The organism is Lactobacillus juensis (assembly GCF_036246285.1).
GTDB lineage: Bacteria > Bacillota > Bacilli > Lactobacillales > Lactobacillaceae > Lactobacillus > Lactobacillus juensis.
Map to the genome: position 1 here is coordinate 15949 of NZ_BTTS01000003.1, position 22163 is coordinate 38111.

A 22163-nucleotide genomic window follows, 5' to 3' on the forward strand; every position below is an offset into this window, starting at 1 on the left:
ATCACTTCCTTTGACAAATATTGTACATTATTTTTCTAAAAATTTACAGTATAAACAATAATGTTGTTTTTTAATTTCTCACTACTTTATAGTAGAGACACTAACTAGTTTTTAGAGTATAGGATTTTGTAATTTGTATAATATTGAAATATACGGAATGCTCTTAAATATATTTCGGAGTTTTTTTATGCTTGAAATTTACTGCGGTATTGTTTAGGAGATAAGTGCGTATATTTTTTAAATGTTTTAGAAAAATAGCTTTGACTGGTAAAACCTAATGAATTAGCAATATCAGATAAGTTCTTTTTCGAAAAAATAATCTGATTTTGTGCTTCAGTGATTCTTAATTCGTTTATGTATTGAACAATGGTTTTACCAGTTTCTTTTTTAAAAGTCGCACATAAATAATTTTTGGAATAATTTAATTGTAGGGCCAAGTCAGTTAAGTTGGTTCTGGAATTTAAATGATGGTATACAAAGTCTTGAATGCTGTAGATTAGCTTAAAGTGCGGATAGCCTTGGTTAATTCTAATATGTTTGATAAAAAGTTTACCTATATCAAGCATAATTTCATAATGATTTCCAATTGTACTTAAAGCCTCTACTTTTTGAATACATAAGTCACTTAAGTCATATGCGGCTTCAGGGCGCATCCCTCCGTGAATTGCAGCTCTGGTAAAAAGAGTTATTGATACTATCAATAGGTCTTTCTTTTCTCGTAAATCATTACCTTTAATCATTTTTCCAGGTGATCCGCTCGGAATAAAAGTTTTTAATTGTCTTTCAAATAAAGCAGGATTGCCCAGTTTAATAGCATTCATCATTGACTGCTCTTTTAAATAGTTTCCATGATCAGTATTAATTTCATTTTGCACTATTTTATTGTTTTTATTACTACTAAGATATGCATGTTTCAAGATGCTTATTGGCTGGTTAATAATAGGCTTCTTCTGATAAATACTAAAATAAAGTATTGTACTGTACTCGATCAACAATTCGATATTTACTTCCGTGAAATTAGAGATCGGTGTTTTCATGTTGTTCAAGTTGTGAGAACTAGACCAAAGCACAATGATATCATTTTGGGGATTATCTAGATAAATGACGCTGAAGCTGTCCTGCTCTTGTGTAACATATAAATAAATAGTATTTGTTTGACCTAACGGATTAATGCGATTCAAATATAATCTCGGAAAAACTGGAGTCAAACTATTTTGAAATTTTTTAATGATATGTTTTTTATTGTCAAATAAGAGTATTGGCAGTTTAAAAGCTGAACTAAAATGCTTTAATACGTACTTTAAATCATCCATTTTTTGAAAGCGCCTTCTTTAATAATAATATAATACAAAAAATATTAATATTGAGCAAATATTTCTGTGAAATTTTGACTATAGTTATTGCAGAATCTAAGTGCACTGGGATTGATCAGAATTAATATTTATAGGAAGGTGAAGATATTGAGTAAAACAAGAAAAATAATGTTGATTATTGCATTATTGTTTTTAAATATTGTTGAACAAGCTGCTAGTGTTATTACTGCTACCATACCAGGCATGGCGAAGACTTTTAGTAATGTTTCTCTAACAAACGTAGAAATGTTAACGACTATTGTCTCAATGTTTGTAACAGTATTTGTACTAGTCAGTGGAGTAATTGTTAAAAAAATAGGGCAAAAGCAAACAGCTCTGTTAGGGATGGTAATAGCAGCCGTGAGCTCAATTGTTCCTGCTTTTTCTAATTCATACATGGTAGTTTTAATTTCTCGTGCAGTTTTGGGTATAGGTATTGGTTTAGCTAACCCTTTAGCAATTAGTTTAATCGGGACCTTTTTCAAAGGTGATGAACGAGCAAAACTAATGGGCTGGCGTTCAGCCGTTGCCGGTGTCGGTACCTCTCTTATGACTTATTTTGCTGGACAATTGTTAAAAATTAGTTGGCATGCTTCGTATTTAGTTTATTTATTGTTTATTCCAGCCGTTATTCTGTTTGTCATTTTCGTACCTGTTCCTGAAAAGGAAGGTTACATAGATGAAGAAAGTAATACTGAAACAGATGGTAAGAAATCAGGTCAAAGTCAAACAGGGAAAGGGCTCCTTATTACTTTAATGTTCCTCATGTTTATGGCAATGGTTTGCTTTATGATTCTTTCAGTCAAATTACCAACTTTTCTAGTTCAAAACAAAATTGGTACTGCTCCTCAAGCAGCAACAGCTTGGAGTATCCATAATTTAGCCGGATTATTAGGTGGAATGTGTTTTGGCTATTTATACAAACATTTAAGGCAATATTTATTACCAGCCGGTTTAGCATTAGTAGGACTAGGTTTCATAATGATTGGTTTTACTAAGGTAATGGGCATAATTTATTTGTTAAATATTTTAACTGGTTTTGCTGCTTCTAATGTAACTCCGTACATTTTTAACCGTATAAGTGAAGTTGCTTTACCACAAAATGCGCCATTTTATACATCCTTAGCTTTAGTTGGATCTAATTTTGGCTCATTCATTTCGCCATATGCCGGTAGTTTCATTGGTAAAACTGGCAAGTTTGCTATTATTAACGCTGGAATAATTTTAGTTATTTTGGCAGTAATTACATTAGTAGCAGCTTTTAGAAAAGTAAAAACTGTAAATTAAGTATAAGGAGGTAATTTCATGCATTTTCAAACAGGTAAAAAAATAGATTTTGTCAGAAATAACAAGTTTTTGGAAAAAGCTAAAGATGCACAAAAACCTTTGTTAACAGAAACAGTGGTGCCGCAAAAACTGGTAACCGTTACTAAAGGCAAGGGAATAGACGATATAACCATTAAAGCTTCAAATCAAAAGTTGGAGAACCTTAGTCACATTAAATTGGGTAAAGGCGATTCTATTATTTTAGATTTAGGCAATCATCATGTGGGCTATTTTAGTGTCGAAATTTCTTCTGTAGGCTCGCCAATGGATGCACCTTTATTTTTACATTTGGTTTTTGCTGAACAACCAGTTGAGTTTGTAAAAATAACAGAACCATATGATGGCGCACTCAGTAAGTCTTGGCTTCAAGAAGACTACGTCCATGTTGACCAACTCCCTACAGTTTTAAAATTAAATAGAAGATATTCATGCAGGTACATCAAACTAGAAGTAATCGATACTTCGCCTAAATGGAAAGTTGTATTCCATAATCCCACTTTTGAAGCTAAGAGTGCAGTTTCGTTAGCCAATGTAACAACTTTTAAAACAGATGATGATCAATTAAATAAAATTATTGCAGTAAGTGCAAAAACTTTGCAGGACTGTATGCAAGATGTTTTTGAAGATGGGCCAAAAAGAGATCGAAGACTGTGGCTAGGTGATTTGCGCTTGCAGGCATTAGCAAATTATGCTTCCTTTAACGATCAGAACTTAGTAAAGCGGTGTTTATATTTATTTGGAGCTTTGCCGACCAGTAGTGGCAGAATTACCAGCAATTTATTTACAGGTTCAGAACCTATTCCTGATGATACTTTCTTATATGATTATGGTTTATTTTTCATTTCAACTTTGTATGATTATTATCAACAATACCATGACAAAGAGACTGTAAAAGATTTGTTTCTTCCGGCTAAACGAGAATTGGCACAAGCACTGCTTTACTTAAATAAGCAAAATTTAGTTGAGCTAAAATCGGATTGGCCAATATATGTTGATTCTGGTAATAACTTTGATAAATCAACATGTGCAACTGCTATTTTAATTTATGCACTTAAGCAGTTCATTTCTTTGGGTCAGGTTGTTAATGAAGATATGACAGACTATACTAATAAATTACAAGATATCGTAGAAGCTGCTCTTAATAATTTATATGATAAAAAAACTGGCTTTTTTGTTAGTGGAAAAAGCAAAGAAATTAACGTAGCAAGCCAAGTTTGGATGGTGTTAGCCCACATTTTAACAGATGAAGAAAATCAGCAACTTATGGCTGCAAGTATGAAAAAGTTTTATCCGTTTAAAGATATTACTACACCATATATGTATCATCATATTGCCGCAGCGCTTTTTGAATCGGGTAATAATGAGCTGGCTATAAAATTAATTAAAAAATATTGGGGAAGTATGCTTGACTTAGGTGCTGATACTTTTTGGGAAGCCTTTAAGCCGGATGATCTAGACTTTTCGCCATATAATAATTTAGCAATAAATAGTTATTGTCATGCATGGAGTTGCACACCAATTTACTTGTTAAAGAAGTATTATAAGTAAGATAAAAGATGGGAAAGGTAATATGTGTAAATATCTTAGTATAGATATAGGCGGCACGAATATTAAATTTGGCTTATTTGATAAGTCAGGAAACTTAATAACAAAAGATTATACTAGCACACCTAATAATATTTCTGATTTTGTCAAAACGATTGATAAGATCGTAAAAAAATATTTGGTTAATATAAAAGGAATTGCCGTCAGTGTCCCGGGTAAAGTTGATTCTAAAACTGGAATTGTATATCACGGGGGCTCGCTACACTATCTTGATCAATTTAATTTTAAACACATATTAGGAAATAAATATCATGTTCCAGTTGAAGTAGAAAACGATGGTCGAGCTGCAACTTTAGCTGAAATATGGCGCGGTAGTATGCATAATATTGCTAATGGTGCAGTAATTATTCTAGGCACTGGCGTAGGTGGCGGAATAATAGTAAATGGTAAAATTTTGCGTGGCTTTCATGATCAGGCTGGAGAAATTAGTTTTATCACTTTAGGAAAAACTATTGACCAAAATAATATTGTCGGTAAGTTATGTTCTGCTTTAAATATGATTGAAAAATGTGCAAAACATAAAAATTTATCCAATATTGATGATGGTAAAAAAGTTTTTGAGGCTATCAATAACGAGGATCCAGCGATTTGGACAATATTTAAAGACTATTGTGCCGCCATTGCGACTACCATCTTAAATATACATAGTGTGATTGATATTCAAAGAGTAGCAATTGGTGGAGGTATTAGTAATCAGCCAGTTTTGCTTAGGCAAATAAAAGTGGAATTATTCACTGCTGTTGAAAAATCTCCCAAAATCGCTAAAAACATCGAACTACCGGAAATCGTAACTACCACTTTTTTGAGCGATGCTAACTTATATGGAGGATTATATAATTTTTTGAATCAACAAACGGAGTATAAAGATAATGAATTATGACAACTTTCCTGACAACTTTCTTTGGGGCGGTGCTACTGCAGCATCTCAGATTGAAGGTGCATATTTAGAGGACGGTAGAAAGCCTTCAACGGTTGATGCAATGCCTGGAGGAAAAGATAGATTAAAAATAGTTAATTGTAACGATTTTAACTGGCAAATAGATGAAAAGAAGTATCAATATCCCAATCATTTTGGTATTGACCATTATCACAGATATCAAGAAGACATTCGTTTATTTAAAGAAATGGGCTTTAGATGTTACCGTTTTTCTATTTCATGGAGTCGCGTTTTTCCTAATGGTGATGAAGAAAAACCTAATAAAGCAGGGCTGCAGTTCTATGATAATTTAATAGATGAATGTTTAAAATATCAGATTGAGCCGGTTATTACACTTTCTCATTATGAGGTTCCTTTAAACTTAATTAAGAAGCTAAATAGCTGGGCAAACAAAAAGATGATTGACTATTTTGTCAAGTTTGCACAGGTGATTTTGTCCAGGTACGCAAATAAGGTAAAGTATTTTATTACATTTAATGAAATTAATTCTGCATTGCATTTTCCAGTTCTTTCTCAGGCTCTAATACCTCGCACTGGGTCTAAAAACTTTAAGAATGTTTTTCAAGCATGGCATAATCAATTTGTAGCAAGTGCCAGAATAGTTAAGTTTGCGCACCAATTGGCTCCAGAAATTAAAATGGGCTGCATGATTCTTTCTACCGCTAATTATTCTTATGACTGCAATCCAGAAAATCAGCTGGCAACTTTACACAGAGAGCAAGACTTTAATTTCTTTTGTTCAGATGTTCAGGTAAGAGGGTATTATCCTAGTTATACGCACAGGTTTTTACAGGATTATGGTTTGACAGAGAAAAGTATTGACTGGACAAAAGCCGAATTTAAAGAAATTGCTGAGGGAACTGTTGATTTTATTTCTTTAAGCTACTACCAGTCTAATACTATTGATAAGATTAACAAGCGAGAAATTGTGCCAGGAAATCTAACTCAAAGTGTTAAAAACCCGTTTTTAACTGTTACTCAATGGGGCTGGCAAATAGATCCAATAGGCTTGCGCATAATTTTAGACAAATTATATGACCGGTACCAAAAACCGCTCTTTATCGTTGAAAATGGTGTCGGAGCTAAAGATAAAGTAACTGACCAAAATAAAATTTATGACGATTACAGAATCGATTATCTCAAAAAGCATATTGAAGCAATTAGTGGTGCTATTTATGACGGTGCTCAAGTAATTGGTTATACCCCTTGGGGCTGCATTGATCTAGTGAGTTCATCAACAGGAGAAATGAGTAAACGATATGGACTTATTTATGTTGATCTGCATGATGATGGCAGTGGCTCATGCAAAAGGTTAAAAAAGAAATCATTTTATTGGTACAAGAGGGTGATCCAAAGTAACGGCAATAATTTATCAGAAAAAGACTTAAACTATTAATTATCAAAAAAACAGGCATATCATCACATTGATGTGCCTGTTTTTTATTTATATTATCTAATTAATCTTCGTAGGTACCGACCTTTTTCAGGTTGCCTAAGACACTTTCACCATGAGGTGATTGTCCTATTGCAACAGTCAAATCGCGTCCTGCCAAGTTACCATGGTGTTCACCATTAGTCCAGTGTGGATTACCAGTGACATCATAAACAACACCTTTAATAGCAACATAAGCTGGATTACCATTTTTACCATCATATTTTGCTAAAGATTCTTTTGTAAACTTCTCCATTGGAGATATCCCCTTTCCAAATACACTTACTTATTGTCACCTATATTATAGCTCAAAGAATCAACAAGTCTAACTTTTACTTTGATTTTTTTTATAGTTAAAACGCCAGCCAGCAATATCCCAGGGGGTAAAAGCTGAATCTAACTTACGCTGGTAAGCCTTTTCATAGGCTGTTACTTTTTGTTGGTAATCGCGCTTCATCATTAGCTTGGAATTTTCATTGGCATTCAGTTTAACATCAGGGAAAATAGGTGGCAAAACGTGAACTACATATTTAGTTTGGTAAAAATTAGGGTGGTCCTTTTCTAATTTGTCAGTTGTTTGAATTTCAATAAAAGTTGAAATAACCGGCACATTTTGTTTGGCAGCAAAGTAATAGGCGCCTCGTTTTAATTCGCGGGGCTTGCGGTAATTCCACCACATTTCTTGTTCAGGATAAATTAAAACCCAACTGTTTTGTTCTAGCGCATCATGCAGGTGACGCGGAAATTCGTTAGCGATATAGCTAGTAGTTTCTATTAAAGGAATTGTGCCAACGTAGTTCATTAGGTAACATAATATACCTGGCAATTTTAAGTTGGTATCTTCAATAGCAATAGTTAAAGAATGGTGGGTTTTATTTGCTAGGTGCTTAATAGGTAGGGAATCAATTTGATTAAAATGATTAGCAGTAATAATTGCTCCGCCTTGTGGCAAATTAGCCAAATTTTCCAGACCGGTAAATGTCGTGGACGATGTGAGAATGTGCATCAAAGAATTGAAAAGTAAATGACCAATCCGATTGTTAACTTTTCCCTTAATAGTTTTTTGCTCTTGCCAAAAAGCATTGACTAGTTTTTTACTTTCCTTTATAGAAAGAACAGGATCACCGACTTCGACTTTAGCATCCCATTTGCCGTTATTAACGGCTTCTTTAATGTTTTGAATAACTTGTTCACGATTGTTGCCAATAATCATAAACTGACAGGTCCTTGCTTTTTCACATTAGCCCAGTTGTGTGGGTCATTAATAGTTTTATCTTCTTTAGCCAGCATGTGGTCTAATTTATGCCGGTCTTCATCACGTTGCTTATCAGTGTAATTATTTAGTCCAGCTAGCAATTCATTATAAAATTTGGTTTCTTTTGCGCTCTTCCAGAAATATTCTTCATATTGAACGTTTTTAAAATGCCATGGTTTAAAGAAAAGGTTGTAGTGAATTAAGCTGGGATTAGTTAAAGGCTCAGTATTATCATTTGGCATGGCATCCCATTTGGGATCTAAATGTAAAATTCTTTTATCGCCAATTTCGTTTAAATAATCTTGATCTGGGGCAATACAGTCAAAATGATATTTACTGAGTAAACGCATGAAATGATCAATAAAATTCTCATCGCGAAAGGCTTTACAGTTTAAAACCAGCATGCCGGAATTAATGTATTTTTTAGGGTCAAGAACTAATACGTCTTTAATATAAGCCACCATTTTTGTTACAAATTGAATGGAGGAATCTGTACAAGCTGCAAAGAGGTTATTGCCAAGTTCTGTATCATACAATTTACCAATATCGTCATTTACGATTGTGTCACTGTCGATATAAATTGCCTTATCATATTGGGGAAAGAGATCAGGAATAAATAAGCGGTAAAAAATTGACATTGTAAAGAAGTCAGCCCGTAAATAGTTTTCGGTACGATTTTGAATTGGTGCAACTATTTCATCGTTAATCTTAAAGAATTTAACATGAACATTAGAAGAACCTATTTCTAATAGATCTTGTTTGTGCTGCGCTGATAAGTCCTGACTTAAAAAATAGATAGTATAATCTTTATCCTCAGCAGCATTCTTTACTAAAGAATTCAGTGAAACTGCTGCGTATTTTGTAAAATCATCACTAATTGCATAAAAAACTGGAATTGTCATATATTTATTTTCTCCAAACATTATTTTTGTACTAAATTGCTTTTCACATTGAGATAGTAATTCAGAATGTCATCATATTCGTGCAATTTTAATACTGTGTGCACCCGCTTAACATCCCACGGCTTAACAGTCAGAGTATGAAAAACGGGCCAGAAACGGAAACTGGTAGTAAAATGCTGAATTACGGTGTCCGACTGTAATTTATACTGTTCATTATAACGACGCGGGGCAATTTTTTTATTTCTGGCATAACGGTTAATTGCAGTTTGATCAGGCATTAATACGGTTCGGGTTTGCAGAAGATGCCTGATTCTAGCGAATAATTTAGTTTTTCTAATTTCTGGGAGATTAAGCAGCAAGACGCCGGAATTAATGTAGTCAAATACTTTATGCTCGTGCAGATTGTGGAAAAAGAACCGTCCCCAGTAATCAAGAACACCAGCAAATTCGTAATTAGTTAGATCTTGTTGGTAAAAACTAACTAGACTTCGCCTGACTATTACATCAGCGTCGAGGTACAGTATTTTATTTGGCAACTGGGGTATTTCGTCAGCGAAGAGCCTGAGCATAGCATAAGGAGTAAAATGGGTACTCATGTTAGCTATTAGCGGCTCTCTGACGAATAGTCCCGTGCAGTCCATTAATTTTAACGTATTGTGCGGATTTTGTTTTACCAAAAGTTCTTTTAAATAGTCGGCGGCATGCTTGCTGAAAGGCTTAAATTTCTTGTGATAGCTTTGAGTGTACATTGTTAGGATATAGATATGGAGTTCCTTTGCACTGCTATTTTTTAATAAAGAAAGAGTGGCGATAAGAATGCCATCTTCGGCGTTATGATCACCGCAAAAAAGAATATTCATTGAGAACTCCTTAATTTATTTTTTGATACATGCAATATTCGAAATCACTTGTTAAGGCTCGTTTTTGCATTGTCTGATAAACCTGCTGATGCAGCTTTTCTTGCGCCTGCTTTTTAGTAAGACGTTTATCTGGATAGAAGGGTCCGTCGATATAGACAGTTATCTGCGGTTTCTTACCCCATCTGGGCTTAGAATAAGTTGTAGTCATAGTAAAGCTAGCAGAATCAAGTGCAACAGGAAAATGCATGCTGTTCACTGGAAAGGGCCTGATTTTAGTGTAATAAGGCCAAACATGTGATTCAGGATAAATGACAACTACCTTTTTGGCTTTAATAACCGCAGTGATTGCTTTAATCAATTTGGCAGATTGTTCTATGTTTTGACCAACAGGAAGTCCAAAATATGGTAAAACTAGTTTTCCTAAAATAGGAATACCCCAATTGGATTGTGCTGCAATAGCGTAATAGTTTTTTGCAGGAACAATACTGAGTGGCAAAACCACATCGCCAAAAGTTTGGGTATGATTACCATAGATAAAAAATCCCTGATCATTTATAGCTTGCAATTTTTCTTTGCCAACTATTCGTACTCTTAGGATCAAATTAATATAGACTATACTAATTAAATGTCCTAAAGGACGTACAATCTTAGACCAAACTTTTCCACCTAATGATTTCGGAAAAATAGCATAACTATTTGGTAAATGATAATCTTGGTTCAGGCTAACTACCAAATCATCTGTTAAATGATGATAGAAGAATTTTCGCTTGCCCATCGAACCCTTCTTTCAATAACGCCATTAAGTAATTTTATCATGAATTGTCCAAGATTAAAAAGATTGCTAAACCAGTTTAAACTACCATTTAATCTATCAACATATATAGAAATAAAAAAATATTTTTTGTAATTTTAAATATTATATATAAAAAGAGCACACTAATCAAAGTGTACTCTATTATCTGCCAAAAAGCAGTGTAAAAATGAACTTTTATTAAAATAACCCAATCAAACAACCGATAGTTACGATCACAACCATGATGATAATTACTTTAGTAGCTGTCATTTGTTTACTGGAAACAAGCCACCAGCCTAAAATAACCATAGCTAATGGTAAGAGTCCAGGGAAAATACCGTCAAGGACTGTTTGTAAAGGCTGTGATTTGCCTCCTAAAGGAATTTTAGCCACAGTTTTTAAGACAATTGTATTTGCGGCTAAGGCTCCTACAACCATTACGCCTAAGATATTAAACGCATCAGTAATTCTCTTGGAATTTTCACCTACAATAGTGTCAATTGCGCCAACACCTAATTTATAACCGCTGTGAAAAGCAATGTAGGAAATTGTAGGCCCAATTATGCCATAAGCAATAATGTAAAATAATGGTCCGACGGGACTGCCGCCTTTAGCCAAGCTCATTGCAATTGATAACAAAATAGGAACGATAATGCCTTGAATAATTGAATCCCCAATGCCAGCTAAAGGACCCATTAAAGTGGCTTTAATGTTAACGGGCATTTCTTCAGAAACATCGTTACCCAAAGCAATTTGTTCTTCAAGGGAAGCAACAATACCATTAATAATTTGACCTGTTTGCGGTTCGGTATTGTAAAACATGGAATGACGCTCAAGCAAGCGTCTTTTTTTCTCAGGATCATTTTTATAATATTTACGCGCGAATGGTAAATAAGAATATGCCCAAGCATGTCCCTGCAACTTTTCATAACTCATTGAACTGAGGTGTGTAAAACCCCACCGGTACCAAATTTGATTAAGTTCATGCTTTGATAGTAGCTTTTGTGGTTCAGTATTATTTTCTTTTGTAGCCATCTTTAACACCTCTCATTAAAATAGATCTTCATCTTCATATTCGTCATCATTATCAACTGCCTGTTCTGCATTATTGGCAGAGCTAGTAGCAGTCGGAGTACTGCTTTTACCAGTTGACATGTAATACAGATATGCGACTAAAGCAGAAATAAAGACAATTGCAATCATGCTTAATTTGGCAAAAGCAAGTAAAACAAAGCCGACAAAGAAGAAAATAAAGTGTGATTTGTTTTTGATTACTATGCTCATTAACATGGCAATACCTAAGGCTGGTAAAACACCGCCCAAAACCTGAATAATGTGGGTTACAATAGCGGGAATGCTGTCAATTAACCAATTGACTAAACCCTTGCCATAATAAATTGCCAGAAAAACTGGTACAGCACGTAAAAGGAAGGTAGTGATTTGTGGATAAACTAGATGGTTCAGAACAATACCGCGATCATCATTATTATGAGCAGCGTTTTCTGCGCGGGTATTCCAGAAAGAGTAGAGGGCCATTCTGCCGTTATAAAAAATTAAGCCAAATGTCTGACCAATAAGAATGGCTAAGGTAACAGCGATTGCAGGATTTTTAGTAGTCGCCATGGCTAAGCCAATGCCACCATAAGCTGCATAAGTAATTTCACTGTTAGTAGCGCCTCCAGTTGACAGGTTGGCAATGAAAACCGCTTGGACAGCTAAGCCGCACAAAATACCATTTTTAATGTCACCAAAGGCCAGGCCGACTAGTAAACCGGCTACCAAGGGCCTACCAACAATGTAGAAACCTCCGGACATACCAAATAGCCAAGGTGTTTCAATCGCTCCCAGGTAACAGAAAATTCCTGTTAAAAGTGCGGGAAAAAATAAATTATTCATTTTTATTGCCTCCAAAAATTAGGACATAGAATCATATTTCTTTTTCATGGTTGACCAAGGCTTAATTTCATCATCAGGTAATAGCTGAAATTGAATATCAATGCCATGCTTGGCAATATCTTCAAAAGCGTTATAGTCATCTTGATCAATAGCTACGGTTCGTCCGAGCACCTTAGTTCCTGGACGGGTATTCATCGGACCAACATTTAATACTTTGCCAAAATCAATTCCCATGTCTGCCATTTGGGCAAAAGTCTTGGGAGAGTCACTGATTAAGAAAAATTTCTTCTTAGACTCAATTCCTTTTTTAATTTTGTCGCCAGCCTCAGCAACCGTGTAAATGCCAACTTTTAAATCGTTAGCAGCTGCTTTTAAGACCTTGCGGCGCAACTTGTCGTGGGCAATATTATCACCGACAACTAAGATGCCATTCACTGGACGTGCCTTTGTCCACCGGGTCATAGTTTGACCGTGAATTACCCGATCATCAATTCTTACTACTGAAATACTCATTATTAAAACACCTTTCTTGTTTACTTAAAATTCAATCTCGTCATCATCATCTTGCTGGTCTTGAGCAACTTCAATGCCATTGGTTCCTGCCTGCAAAACTGTCTGCACGGCTTCATCAAGCGTTGTGTTGTCAGAAAGCTGAGGGATAAGTTCTAAAAGCATTGGTAAATTTAACCCACTGACTACTCGTATTCTTTCTGTATGAGCTAAGTAGTACTTAAAGGATTCATTGTATGGAGTTCCACCTTTTAAATCTGCCAGAATTAAGACTAACTCTGTTTCATTGTCAAGCAGCTCTTGCAGACGATCACGGTATGAGCCAATTCCTCTTTCATCTAATTCAAGTGTCATGATATGGTCTGATTTGCCGGCAATAAATTCAAAACCAGAAGCGATGCCTTGTGCTAGATGTCCATGTGAAGTTAATAATATTTTCACTAAAATCACTCCTTTTGTAAATACATATTAATTTACAACACAATTATATGTAATCGCTTTATATAAGTCAAACACTATTTTTTATAAAAAAATCAGGCGGTTGACATTATAAATTTCTGTGGTTAAAATCAGTTTATGTAATTACAAAAAGGAGAATAACAATGAAATATACAATAGATGACTTTGCACGATTAATTGATCATACTAACTTACATGCGGATGCTACTGCAGACGACATGAAAAAGTTGTGCGATGAAGCTAAAAAATATCATTTCAAGATGGTAGCAATTAATGAGGTCCAGTCAGAATTTTGCGCCCAACAGTTAAAGGGGACTGATATTGATACCGGAGCTGCAATTAGTTTCCCTTTGGGTCAAACAACGGTAGCCTGCAAATTGGCAGAAACTAAAGATGCGTTACAAAATGGTGCTAATGAGATTGATTATGTTGTTAACTTAACGCAAGTGCGGGCTCATAATTGGTCTTATATTGAAGATGAAATGACTCAAATGGTTAAGCTTTGCCATGATCACGATGTACCATGTAAGGTTATTTTTGAGACCTGCTACTTAACTAAAGCTGAAATTAAGCAGCTAGCCTTGATTGCTAAAAAGGTAAAACCCGATTTTGTCAAGACTTCAACTGGCTTTGGTATTGCTGGTGCAAAAGTAGAAGATGTTAAGCTGATGAAGGAAAATGTTGGCCCTGATGTTAAAGTCAAAGCAGCAGGAGGAATTCGCAATACTGATGATTTCCTGGCAATGATTGCAGCTGGGGCCGAACGGATAGGCACAAGCTCTGGCGTCAAAATCATTGAAACCCTCAAGCAAAGGTTTGAAAAAGACGGTATCAGTGCAATTGAAATTTAAGCGTAAATAAAAAGTCAGTGTAAAGTAGTAAAATGCAGATCTTTACACTGATTTTTTGCATGGTATAGTATTTTTATAATGGTATAATTAACAGAATGAAAGTGGTGGGGTTAATTGGCAGAAAAAGAACTCCCTAAATACCAAGTAATTGCCAGTGATCTTTTGAATAAAATACAAACTGGTTTTTATCCGCAAAATACTATTATTCCAGCAGAAACTGAATTAGCGGATAAATATCAAGTGAGCAGGCCAACAATGCGACAAGCAATCTCATTGTTAGTTAATCAAGGCTATCTGGAACGTCGACGTAAACGAGGGACATTAGTTAAAAAGGTTAAAATTGAGCAGGAATTCACTCATTTGATTGAAAGCTATAGCGAAGAAATGAGTGCCAAGGGAATATACCCTAAAACTAATTTGCTTTATTTTGATGAAGAAAAAGCCACGCCTGAAGTGAGCAAGAATTTAAAGTTGCCTGAAAAAGCACCGGTCTTTAAGTTGGTACGATTGCGCTATGCTAATGACCAACCGATTGTTTTGGTTGCAACCTATGTGCCCAAGCAGCGGATACCGGAATTAATCAATTATAATTTTGCCCAGGATTCTTTATATAGTACTCTAGAAAAATACCATTTAAAAGTCACACGGGTAATTAGAAAGCTGGAAGTAATGCAAGCAGATGAAACTACTGCTAACTTGCTTAACATTGCAGTTAACAAGCCGATCTTTTACTTTCATACTCAAGGCCTAACTGCCGATGAACGACCTATTGAATATTCGATTGCGGAATACCGCGGAGATATTAATTCGTTTGTCATTGATGTCCAGCGCTAATTTTGGTATCAAAAAAGTCTTACCTTTGCCTGAATAGGTTAGGGTAAGACTTTTTTATATAATTTTGATTGAGCCCACTTCGCATTGAACAGTCACTTGGTTTTGCTCATCCCCTGGGCAATAAAAGCTCTGGCCTTCTCTATTACCATGAAAATATATTGTCCCGATATTAGCAGATAAATCATAACCAGTCTTAGTATTATTGTTGTCATTCATTTTAAATGATCCGCTAGAGAGTATGAATTGACTTTTTCCTTGCAAATTATCAATTTTAACCGAACCAGCAGAAAGTTTTGCTTTTAGGTTTATATTGCAGTGGCTGATTGACAAACTGCCTGCTTCTAAATTAAGTTTTGCATCTTCAGTTATAGTAACGTTGAGCAATTTAGTTGAACCGGCTTCATTTTTTAATTTAAACTGTCGCAGATTAAGGTCAGATAAAAAAACGCTTCCAGCATGTTCGTTTGCTTGCAGTGTGTTAAGCGGTGCATCCTCTGGAACAGTAACTATTATTTTATTTATTTTGAAAGAAGTATCAAAAGTAAAACTATGAGAATTATGTCCTTTTTCACGAATAAATAAAGTTTGCTCTTTAACTTCAGCAGTTACATAGTCTTTGTCATTACCACAAATTGTTACATGATAATTTGTTCCAGAATGAATATCAATGCTAAAGGCATAAAGATCCGTTGTGATGTTGGTAAATGAAGATAGGTCAATTTCATGTGGTTCAGGATCCGGTTTATTTTGAAAGTCAAGCGACCCATTAAAATGAATTTTCATTGTAATTTTCTTTCTTTAATCTAGATCTAATATTATATTTAGTAAATATTAGCACCACAACTTGATTTAGACAATATGGGAATAAAAGAATAATGCCTTTTTTATTCTTATATTTATTTTAATGTGACAATGGCTTCTCGAATCAAGTCTTTTGGAATTTTTAATTAATAACTATATCCCCATCCCCGCTTGTAACTTTAAGCAAAGGCAAACCCTTTAATTTTTTAGAAAAGTGTTTGCGATGATTATTGCCATGAAAGACAAGATCATCATCTGAAGCGGTTGAAAGCTGGTAACTGATCTTGGGAGACCTGCTCATTTGGAAATCGCCTTCACTCAAATTAAAGGAACTGTCAGCCAGTAATTTTGAATCATTGACTCTGACATCACCGTCATCCAAAGTTGCCTTAATTTTAAATTGACTATTTGTAACAGTTAAATCACCTTCACTCAAGTTCAAGATACCACTTGTTAAAGTTGAATTAGTAATTTTTAAGTCACCGTTTACCAGGTCAAAATTGGCTTTGTGAGTTGTAACGTTTTCAGCACTGACATTACCGTCTTCAACCTGCAAGTCGAGGTCAGCAACTGTCAAATCAGCTAAATGAACATTGCCTTCAGAAGATGATCCAGTTATTTCTTTTAGCGAGTCTGCTTCTGGAACAGTGACAATTACCTGATAAGTCCCGTCTTCATAAGCACCATTGTCTGAAATGGTCAGTTTCTCATCATGAACCTTGGCACTGATCTTTTTTACATTAGGACCACTAACTTTAACTTGGAAGTTGTCTCCTTTAGCAATTTGGATGTTGGGTTCTTCAGCGTCAATATTAATTTTAGAGAATTTGCCTACATTGAAGGTACGGGATTTTGCTGGTACATGATGTGAGTCTGCATGAGTTTGATTACGATTAAAAAAGTTTTCAATATTGGTTGTTATGCCTGAATGGATATTATTGATATCTTCTCTGCCGCCGTTTGTTTCACCAATACCAAGCAAAATTATACCGATAGTAATGATGGCAATACTGATTAGGTAAAACTTTTTCATTTTGATTCTCCTTATTTTAGATAAGTTTTTAATTTTAAAATGGGTGTTACTAACCAAGAAAACATCTAAGTAAAATTTACTTGCCCACTAGTTAATTAGAATATCGCCATCCATACTGGTAACTTTTAGTACGGGTTTGTTTTTAACTTTTTTTGCAAAATGGTTGGAATGGTAAGAACCTTTAAACTTGATTTTATCATCTGAGTGATTTGTTAGTACATAGTTGATCTTAGGGGCGTTTGACATTGAAAAGTCGCCGTCATTCAATATAATTGAGCTGTTATTTAGTATTTGAGAGTCACTAATCTTAACATCGCCATCATTTAGTTTTAGTGAACTACGTGAAAAAGTCGACTGGTTTACTTTGAGGTCACCGTCATTTGAATTTAGGTCAAGGTTTTTCGCAGTAAGCTTATTAATCAAAACGTCGCCATCTTCTATTGTCAAATTGATGCGGGGAACGTTTAAACTATTGATATAGAAATCGCCTTCTGCACAAAAACCAGTTATCTTTTTTATGGCGCTTTTAGCAGGAACATAAACATCAACGCTATAATAACCATCGTTATAATCATGTTCAGGCTGATCCGAAATAGTGAGCGTATTATGATCAACTTTAGTTTTTATTTTTTTGATGTTTGCTCCGTGCCCTCCTCTGACAACCACTTTAAACTTGTTAATATCCTTAAGTGAAATTCGGATATCGGGTCTGTAACAGGCTAACTTAATATTGTCGAACTTGTTCACGTAAAAAGTCTTGCTTTCATTATAATGAGTATGTTTACCATTATAATCATGTGAGGGGTTATCGTTTAATCTAAATACGACTAGTAGAATCAGCCCAATAAGCACTACCAGTCCAAAGATTAGCCCACAAATTTTATAAAACTTTTTCATTTTTATTTTTCCCTATCTGTATTTTTTCCGGTATTAGTTTGAAAATAATTTTTCTTTAAAATATTTTTACCAAGGTTACGCATAAACTGGGTACACTTGGCAATTAAAATTTTGCCTAATTTGATAATAAATGGGAGTAATAAAAGAATAATGCCAATGCAAATTAAGGATTTACCCAAATAAAGACAGCCGACTGGCCAGTTGTGAGTGAATAGCAGGGTTAATGACTTAAGAAAGTTTAAGCCACCACCGACAAAGAATTTAAACAAAAAGGCTATTATAGTAAAAAATAAGCCAAAGAAAACTGCGAGTATAAAGAAGAGCACGAATAAAATTGCTAAAACGAGTGGGATGCCAATTGGAGCAGCACAAATGCCCAATAAAATGTACCAGCTGGCCTTTAGGTTTGACTTCGGAGTCTCCTTTCTTGGAGAAACAGAATCATCTTTGCTTGAATAATCGGCTAAAATATTGATTGCTAATTGTTTGGGTGTTCCTAGTTCAGCTTTGATGGTAGAACGTCTGACAAAATCACCATCTAACAAAAATTCGTGGTAAAATTCGACAACATCTTCACGATCTTTTTCAGGCAAATCAGCTAAGTTTTGTTCTAGTTCGGAAATATAATCATCAATTACTTTGGTCATTTTGCCCTCCTAATACTTGATTAACTCTTGCACTAAAATCTTGCCATTCATCTTGAATTGTATTTAGCAGCGTCAGCCCTTCATCAGTAATGTGATAATAGCGCCGGTTACGTCCTTGATAAGGCTCATCATAAGTTGTTAAGCAGTTATTCTTTTTTAATCTGCGTAAAACAGGATAGATAGTTGACTCGGAGATAGAAAAAATCTTTTGCACATTTTGTGTCAAAGCGTAGCCATACAGATCTTCTTGCTTTAGAAAAGCTAAAACCGCACCGTCTAACAAACGAGTTGGTATTTGGATTGCCATGCTTTGCCTCCCCTAATATTATATGATATATAATATTTTAATTTAGCTTTAAAATATTAGCAAGTCTTAAAGTGAAAATTTTTGATGAATAATACAAAAAAATAAGACTCACCGCGGAGTCTTATTTTTATTTGATGATTATATCCCCATCTCTTAGAGTTGCTTTTAACGAGTCGCTTTGCATGCTTTGACTATTAAAACTACTGCCAATACTGGAATTGCGATAAATAATGTCGCCTTCATTGGCCTTTAGCTGTACGCTAATGTCGTGAGCAAGTTGACTTAACTTCAAGTCACCATTTGTACTCTTAACAATATTTTGATCGGTTAGCTGGCTTTTCCTGATCAGAATATCTCCATTTTGTGCTTGTAGACTGATGTTAGCATGGCACTGGTTAATTTCTATGTCCCCATCATCTGTTTGGGCAATTATTTGCTTAAGGATACTGCGTTTAAAACTACCATCTCCGTTTTGAACTTTACTGGATAATTGAGCAATTTTTGACTGAGTAACAAAGCAGTCAGCATTTTTGCTGGAAAAAATAAATTCATCTGAGACACTAACATTATTGATATATATGTCACCATTATGGAGATTAAGTACGATACTTTTAAGTCTTAGATTTTGCAACATAATATCGCCATTGTGATTATGTCCGCTAATTTTAGTTAAAGAATCTATTTTAGGAACAGTAATTTCCACGCGACTGGCATTAGTGAGCCTGTTGAACATGATTACACTGTTTTTTTGTTCGACAGGAACTTCTTTAACAACCAATGTTTGCTTGACTAAATCTACCTCTATAGGTCTGCTGCTGTAATCTGCTACTGTTATTTGAAACTGACTGCCCTGATAGATGACGACATCGGTGCTGTGAACAGCCAGCTTTACTTGATTAAAGTTCTCCAGGGTAATAGTACGTTTTCTGCGAGGGTATCTTTTAACCCGCAATCCATTAAAATAATTATCACTGGCATTAGGGTCATTAGCAGAGGCAGTAACTGCTGTTAGGAATTTAACATAATCCTGCTTGATTTCTTTTGCCAAATCATCTGGGGTTCCTAGTTCTCTAACTATTTCTTCTTTTGTTTGAAAATCACCGTCGAGCAGAAAATCACGGTAGAAATCAAGCGTAGATTTTTGTTCTGATGTAGATAAAGATGTCAAGTTCAGAGCCAATTTGGAGATGAAATTTTCGATTAATGGAGTCATCGTGTTTCTCCTGTCACTAAAATATATCCTTTTTCTTTTTATTATACGCTATAATTTATGAAAAAAATATTAAAATTATTTATAGAATTAACAACTATTTAGGCCACAGAAATTGACCAATAATCTGATCTACTTTGTAGTTGTCATGCAACTTGCTGTGTTGTCCACCTGCACCTTTAATTTCAACTTCATGGTAATTTACTTTACCGTGCAACAAGTATCGTAAAGACTGGGCTGAAACACAACTGACGTCATCATCAGAATTAGTACCATTTTCTTTATTGCCAAAGATATTTAATACTGATACATTGTTTGGAAAGTTATGACGATGCGCTAAAAAATACCGGTAGGATTGGGTCATGTATTTTGGTTTGCCATTTTTAAGCAGGTAATTATGATTAGGCTTTTCATCTAAACCAATAATACCATTAAATGGTGCACCAAGATTGACCTGCTTTTTTAGTCGAGGCAAATTGCGTTCCTGCCCGTATTTTAGTTGATAAGAAAGAGTCATGATATTTCCCATAGAATGAGCTACGGTATTATATTGCTTAATATGGTATTTTTGTTTTAAACATAATATCAGGTTGTGAAACCACTCTCGCGTTGTATAATAGTTACTGTTTTTGTTATCTTGCAAAATTACCTGGATAAGCGGTCTTTTAGTTTTACGGGGCCAATTTCCCTGTAATTCAACCTTACCTGTCGGAGAAATTTTAGCTGTTAAAACTTTGTGTGCACCATTATGGCGTTCGGCATAAGCGATCATCCCGGCACTTGAATGAGCACCAGCACCATAGCCATGCAAATAAATGGTAGGCGTAGCTATAAAATGAGTTTTTTTATGTTACCAGAACTGACTTCTTCTGTAGCCATATGCGAATTTTTTTGTTCATAAGTATGAAACAGAACGGTTATTATTAATAATAAAACTAAAATGCTGCTTAATCCTATTAACCATTTTTTCTTCATTAATATTGCCTACTTTGATAATTTGATGTATTAATTATATCTTATATATATTATTCTAATATTAAAAGCGTAAAAGCTTAATAATATAATTTAAATAATAGCATTAGCTTTTAAGCACCAGTATTGAAAGGAAAAAGATTCAATGACACCAATATTGATTTTAATTAGAGGAAATTCAGGCAGTGGCAAAACTGTCTTAGCCAATTATTTGCAAAATCATTTCGGCCGCCAGAGATGTTTACTTTTGCATGAAGACTTATTGCGTCTTGATATTTTGCATGTTAAGGAAAAAAAGACGGCACCAACTGCCAGTCTGATAGAATTAATGATCGAGTGGGGCAAACAATACTATCCTATAATTATATTGGAAGGGATCTTGCCTAAAAGAATTTATGGCGCGGCTTTAACTAAAATAATTCATGAATTTGGTACAGGAGCCTTTGTTTATTACTTAGATGTTCCTTTCGCGCAAACCGTAAAACATAATGAAGAAAAGGAAAAACCCTTTTCACTTGCTAATCTCGAAAAATGGTGGCTTGAACAGGATACACTTGGTGAACAGGAACGCAAGCTGACCAATGCTAGTGTTAAAGATCTGGCAGAACAGATTTTGACGGATATTGCAGATTATGAAAACAAAAAAGGAGACTAGAAAGTCTCCTTAAAAGCAATAAAAAAAGCACCGACTACTTGCAGTGCTATTTTTATTATGGTGGGTGGCCAGGGGCTCGAACCCTGGACCCACGGATTAAGAGTCCGTTGCTCTGCCAACTGAGCTAGCCACCCGTCACCATTTCTGTTGACAGTTAATTATAATAACAATTAATTTGGCTTTTGACAAGGCTTTTGGATAAAAAAGTATAAAGAATTCTACTCAGCTTTTGCTTAAAGCAAAGTTTGCGGTTAAGAGGCTATAGTCTTGCCCTTTTGTATGCTAATTTCCTGAAATTTTGCAAAAGTAAGCCCAAAATAAAATAAGTAGTTAAAATACTGTTAAGGCAGTATTTCTATTGAAAATCATCAAACTATTCAACAGCAACAAAAGTAAATCAACACGAGTTGACAAATAAAAATGATCTGATATTATATAAAGGTTTAATGTCTTTTGACAAACAAAAAAGGTAGCAACCAAGTGATTACTACCTTTAATTATCAATGGGTGGCCAGGGGTTCGAACCCTGGACCCACGGATTAAGAGTCCGTTGCTCTGCCAGCTGAGCTAGCCACCCATAAGCGTTATTACAAATAACCAACGGAGACTATTATGCTATTATTTTCAGT

The 22163-nt window shown here is 34.8% G+C and carries 25 protein-coding genes and 2 tRNA genes; 7 read left to right on the forward strand and 20 right to left on the reverse strand.

Annotated features, from left to right (window positions below):
* Positions 1-185: 185 nt before the first annotated feature.
* Positions 186-1313 (reverse strand): AraC family transcriptional regulator, encoded by a 1128-nt coding sequence (locus AAA926_RS07890; RefSeq protein ID WP_338212273.1) that lies wholly within the window; start codon positions 1311-1313, stop codon positions 186-188.
* A 138-nt stretch (positions 1314-1451) separates the two neighbouring features.
* Here AAA926_RS07890 and AAA926_RS07895 point away from each other — a divergent pair, with 138 nt between their 5' ends.
* Genes AAA926_RS07895 through AAA926_RS07910 form a run of 4 tightly spaced genes read left to right on the forward strand, consistent with a single transcriptional unit; the run spans position 1452 to position 6616 of the window.
* Positions 1452-2639 carry an MFS transporter gene (locus tag AAA926_RS07895; protein ID WP_338212349.1) on the forward strand — a complete coding sequence of 396 codons (1188 nt, stop codon included), beginning with the start codon at positions 1452-1454 and terminating at the stop codon, positions 2637-2639.
* Between the two features lie 18 nt (positions 2640-2657).
* The gene (locus tag AAA926_RS07900) at positions 2658-4226 is read left to right on the forward strand and encodes an alpha-L-rhamnosidase-related protein (RefSeq protein WP_338212274.1); all 1569 of its coding nucleotides are present in this window, start codon (positions 2658-2660) and stop codon (positions 4224-4226) included.
* A 22-nt stretch (positions 4227-4248) separates the two neighbouring features.
* Complete coding sequence (locus tag AAA926_RS07905; RefSeq protein ID WP_338212275.1) at positions 4249-5163, forward strand: ROK family protein; 915 nt, start codon at positions 4249-4251, stop codon at positions 5161-5163.
* Positions 5153-6616, forward strand: a complete 1464-nt coding sequence (locus tag AAA926_RS07910; RefSeq protein WP_338212276.1) for a glycoside hydrolase family 1 protein — start codon at positions 5153-5155, stop codon at positions 6614-6616. Before AAA926_RS07905 ends, AAA926_RS07910 begins: the two co-directional genes overlap by 11 nt.
* A 61-nt stretch (positions 6617-6677) precedes the next feature.
* Here AAA926_RS07910 and AAA926_RS07915 read toward each other — a convergent pair whose 3' ends face one another.
* The 9 genes from AAA926_RS07915 to AAA926_RS07955 form a co-directional block, all read right to left on the reverse strand.
* On the reverse strand, positions 6678-6908 hold the full coding sequence (locus AAA926_RS07915) for a cytochrome b5 domain-containing protein (RefSeq protein WP_045927361.1): 231 nt from the start codon (positions 6906-6908) through the stop codon (positions 6678-6680).
* 69 nt (positions 6909-6977) lie between these two features.
* Positions 6978-7865, reverse strand: a complete 888-nt coding sequence (locus tag AAA926_RS07920) for a lysophospholipid acyltransferase family protein (RefSeq protein ID WP_338212277.1) — start codon at positions 7863-7865, stop codon at positions 6978-6980.
* A complete protein-coding gene (locus tag AAA926_RS07925) occupies positions 7862-8809 on the reverse strand; it encodes a glycosyltransferase family 8 protein (protein WP_338212278.1) in 948 nt (315 codons plus the stop codon). The genes AAA926_RS07920 and AAA926_RS07925 overlap by 4 nt, the downstream gene beginning before the upstream one ends.
* A 20-nt stretch (positions 8810-8829) precedes the next feature.
* Positions 8830-9669 (reverse strand): glycosyltransferase family 8 protein, encoded by an 840-nt coding sequence (locus AAA926_RS07930; RefSeq protein ID WP_338207063.1) that lies wholly within the window; start codon positions 9667-9669, stop codon positions 8830-8832.
* 10 nt (positions 9670-9679) lie between these two features.
* Positions 9680-10444 (reverse strand): lysophospholipid acyltransferase family protein, encoded by a 765-nt coding sequence (locus tag AAA926_RS07935; protein ID WP_198180122.1) that lies wholly within the window; start codon positions 10442-10444, stop codon positions 9680-9682.
* Between the two features lie 216 nt (positions 10445-10660).
* On the reverse strand, positions 10661-11497 hold the full coding sequence (locus tag AAA926_RS07940; RefSeq protein ID WP_198180124.1) for a PTS system mannose/fructose/sorbose family transporter subunit IID: 837 nt from the start codon (positions 11495-11497) through the stop codon (positions 10661-10663).
* Between the two features lie 15 nt (positions 11498-11512).
* Complete coding sequence (locus tag AAA926_RS07945; protein ID WP_198180126.1) at positions 11513-12358, reverse strand: PTS mannose/fructose/sorbose/N-acetylgalactosamine transporter subunit IIC; 846 nt, start codon at positions 12356-12358, stop codon at positions 11513-11515.
* An 18-nt stretch (positions 12359-12376) separates the two neighbouring features.
* The gene (locus AAA926_RS07950; RefSeq protein WP_198180128.1) at positions 12377-12871 is read right to left on the reverse strand and encodes a PTS sugar transporter subunit IIB; all 495 of its coding nucleotides are present in this window, start codon (positions 12869-12871) and stop codon (positions 12377-12379) included.
* Positions 12872-12895: 24 nt separating this feature from the next.
* A complete protein-coding gene (locus AAA926_RS07955) occupies positions 12896-13309 on the reverse strand; it encodes a PTS sugar transporter subunit IIA (protein ID WP_198180130.1) in 414 nt (137 codons plus the stop codon).
* Positions 13310-13470: 161 nt separating this feature from the next.
* Between AAA926_RS07955 and deoC the strand changes: the two genes are divergently transcribed.
* Together deoC and AAA926_RS07965 are read left to right on the forward strand one after the other, a co-directional pair.
* Positions 13471-14178 carry a deoxyribose-phosphate aldolase gene (gene deoC / locus AAA926_RS07960; protein WP_338212279.1) on the forward strand — a complete coding sequence of 236 codons (708 nt, stop codon included), beginning with the start codon at positions 13471-13473 and terminating at the stop codon, positions 14176-14178.
* 114 nt (positions 14179-14292) lie between these two features.
* Positions 14293-15012 (forward strand): GntR family transcriptional regulator, encoded by a 720-nt coding sequence (locus tag AAA926_RS07965; RefSeq protein ID WP_198180134.1) that lies wholly within the window; start codon positions 14293-14295, stop codon positions 15010-15012.
* Between the two features lie 54 nt (positions 15013-15066).
* On the opposite strand, the gene AAA926_RS07970 is transcribed toward AAA926_RS07965, so the two are convergent.
* From AAA926_RS07970 to AAA926_RS08005, 8 genes are all read right to left on the reverse strand, one after another.
* Complete coding sequence (locus AAA926_RS07970) at positions 15067-15795, reverse strand: DUF4097 family beta strand repeat-containing protein (RefSeq protein ID WP_338212280.1); 729 nt, start codon at positions 15793-15795, stop codon at positions 15067-15069.
* A 160-nt stretch (positions 15796-15955) separates the two neighbouring features.
* On the reverse strand, positions 15956-16846 hold the full coding sequence (locus AAA926_RS07975; RefSeq protein ID WP_338212281.1) for a DUF4097 family beta strand repeat-containing protein: 891 nt from the start codon (positions 16844-16846) through the stop codon (positions 15956-15958).
* Between the two features lie 87 nt (positions 16847-16933).
* Positions 16934-17743, reverse strand: a complete 810-nt coding sequence (locus AAA926_RS07980; protein WP_338212282.1) for a DUF4097 family beta strand repeat-containing protein — start codon at positions 17741-17743, stop codon at positions 16934-16936.
* 2 nt (positions 17744-17745) lie between these two features.
* Complete coding sequence (locus AAA926_RS07985) at positions 17746-18390, reverse strand: DUF1700 domain-containing protein (protein ID WP_338212283.1); 645 nt, start codon at positions 18388-18390, stop codon at positions 17746-17748.
* A complete protein-coding gene (locus AAA926_RS07990) occupies positions 18374-18697 on the reverse strand; it encodes a PadR family transcriptional regulator (RefSeq protein ID WP_338207070.1) in 324 nt (107 codons plus the stop codon). The genes AAA926_RS07985 and AAA926_RS07990 overlap by 17 nt, the downstream gene beginning before the upstream one ends.
* A gap of 127 nt (positions 18698-18824) precedes the next feature.
* A complete protein-coding gene (locus tag AAA926_RS07995) occupies positions 18825-19910 on the reverse strand; it encodes a DUF4097 family beta strand repeat-containing protein (RefSeq protein ID WP_338212284.1) in 1086 nt (361 codons plus the stop codon).
* A gap of 94 nt (positions 19911-20004) precedes the next feature.
* Positions 20005-20718, reverse strand: a complete 714-nt coding sequence (locus AAA926_RS08000; protein WP_338212285.1) for an alpha/beta hydrolase — start codon at positions 20716-20718, stop codon at positions 20005-20007.
* 17 nt (positions 20719-20735) lie between these two features.
* A complete protein-coding gene (locus tag AAA926_RS08005; protein WP_338212286.1) occupies positions 20736-20882 on the reverse strand; it encodes a hypothetical protein in 147 nt (48 codons plus the stop codon).
* 142 nt (positions 20883-21024) lie between these two features.
* Here AAA926_RS08005 and AAA926_RS08010 point away from each other — a divergent pair, with 142 nt between their 5' ends.
* Entirely contained in the window at positions 21025-21534 is a 510-nt protein-coding gene (locus AAA926_RS08010) for a zeta toxin family protein (protein ID WP_338212287.1), read from the forward strand.
* Positions 21535-21592: 58 nt separating this feature from the next.
* On the opposite strand, the gene AAA926_RS08015 is transcribed toward AAA926_RS08010, so the two are convergent.
* Positions 21593-21668: transfer RNA gene (locus AAA926_RS08015), tRNA-Lys, on the reverse strand.
* Positions 21669-22038: 370 nt separating this feature from the next.
* Positions 22039-22111: transfer RNA gene (locus tag AAA926_RS08020), tRNA-Lys, on the reverse strand.
* Positions 22112-22163 lie beyond the last annotated feature (52 nt).

What these genes read in the sequence shown, in the direction of transcription:
- AAA926_RS07990 (WP_338207070.1), bottom strand. Translation starts at nt 18,697, where the DNA reads ATGGCAATCCAAATACCAACTCGTTTGTTAGACGGTGCGGTTTTAGCT.
- AAA926_RS07995 (WP_338212284.1), bottom strand. Translation starts at nt 19,910, where the DNA reads ATGACTCCATTAATCGAAAATTTCATCTCCAAATTGGCTCTGAACTTG.
- AAA926_RS07925 (WP_338212278.1), bottom strand. Translation starts at nt 8,809, where the DNA reads ATGACAATTCCAGTTTTTTATGCAATTAGTGATGATTTTACAAAATAC.
- AAA926_RS07920 (WP_338212277.1), bottom strand. Translation starts at nt 7,865, where the DNA reads ATGATTATTGGCAACAATCGTGAACAAGTTATTCAAAACATTAAAGAA.
- AAA926_RS07935 (WP_198180122.1), bottom strand. Translation starts at nt 10,444, where the DNA reads ATGGGCAAGCGAAAATTCTTCTATCATCATTTAACAGATGATTTGGTA.
- AAA926_RS08010 (WP_338212287.1), top strand. Translation starts at nt 21,025, where the DNA reads ATGACACCAATATTGATTTTAATTAGAGGAAATTCAGGCAGTGGCAAA.
- AAA926_RS07975 (WP_338212281.1), bottom strand. Translation starts at nt 16,846, where the DNA reads ATGAAAAAGTTTTACCTAATCAGTATTGCCATCATTACTATCGGTATA.
- AAA926_RS07945 (WP_198180126.1), bottom strand. Translation starts at nt 12,358, where the DNA reads ATGAATAATTTATTTTTTCCCGCACTTTTAACAGGAATTTTCTGTTAC.
- AAA926_RS07910 (WP_338212276.1), top strand. Translation starts at nt 5,153, where the DNA reads ATGAATTATGACAACTTTCCTGACAACTTTCTTTGGGGCGGTGCTACT.
- AAA926_RS07950 (WP_198180128.1), bottom strand. Translation starts at nt 12,871, where the DNA reads ATGAGTATTTCAGTAGTAAGAATTGATGATCGGGTAATTCACGGTCAA.
- AAA926_RS07900 (WP_338212274.1), top strand. Translation starts at nt 2,658, where the DNA reads ATGCATTTTCAAACAGGTAAAAAAATAGATTTTGTCAGAAATAACAAG.
- AAA926_RS07980 (WP_338212282.1), bottom strand. Translation starts at nt 17,743, where the DNA reads ATGAAAAAGTTTTATAAAATTTGTGGGCTAATCTTTGGACTGGTAGTG.
- AAA926_RS07930 (WP_338207063.1), bottom strand. Translation starts at nt 9,669, where the DNA reads ATGAATATTCTTTTTTGCGGTGATCATAACGCCGAAGATGGCATTCTT.
- deoC (WP_338212279.1), top strand. Translation starts at nt 13,471, where the DNA reads ATGAAATATACAATAGATGACTTTGCACGATTAATTGATCATACTAAC.
- AAA926_RS07985 (WP_338212283.1), bottom strand. Translation starts at nt 18,390, where the DNA reads ATGACCAAAGTAATTGATGATTATATTTCCGAACTAGAACAAAACTTA.
- AAA926_RS08005 (WP_338212286.1), bottom strand. Translation starts at nt 20,882, where the DNA reads ATGAAGAAAAAATGGTTAATAGGATTAAGCAGCATTTTAGTTTTATTA.
- AAA926_RS07970 (WP_338212280.1), bottom strand. Translation starts at nt 15,795, where the DNA reads ATGAAAATTCATTTTAATGGGTCGCTTGACTTTCAAAATAAACCGGAT.
- AAA926_RS07940 (WP_198180124.1), bottom strand. Translation starts at nt 11,497, where the DNA reads ATGGCTACAAAAGAAAATAATACTGAACCACAAAAGCTACTATCAAAG.
- AAA926_RS07915 (WP_045927361.1), bottom strand. Translation starts at nt 6,908, where the DNA reads ATGGAGAAGTTTACAAAAGAATCTTTAGCAAAATATGATGGTAAAAAT.
- AAA926_RS07905 (WP_338212275.1), top strand. Translation starts at nt 4,249, where the DNA reads ATGTGTAAATATCTTAGTATAGATATAGGCGGCACGAATATTAAATTT.
- AAA926_RS07890 (WP_338212273.1), bottom strand. Translation starts at nt 1,313, where the DNA reads ATGGATGATTTAAAGTACGTATTAAAGCATTTTAGTTCAGCTTTTAAA.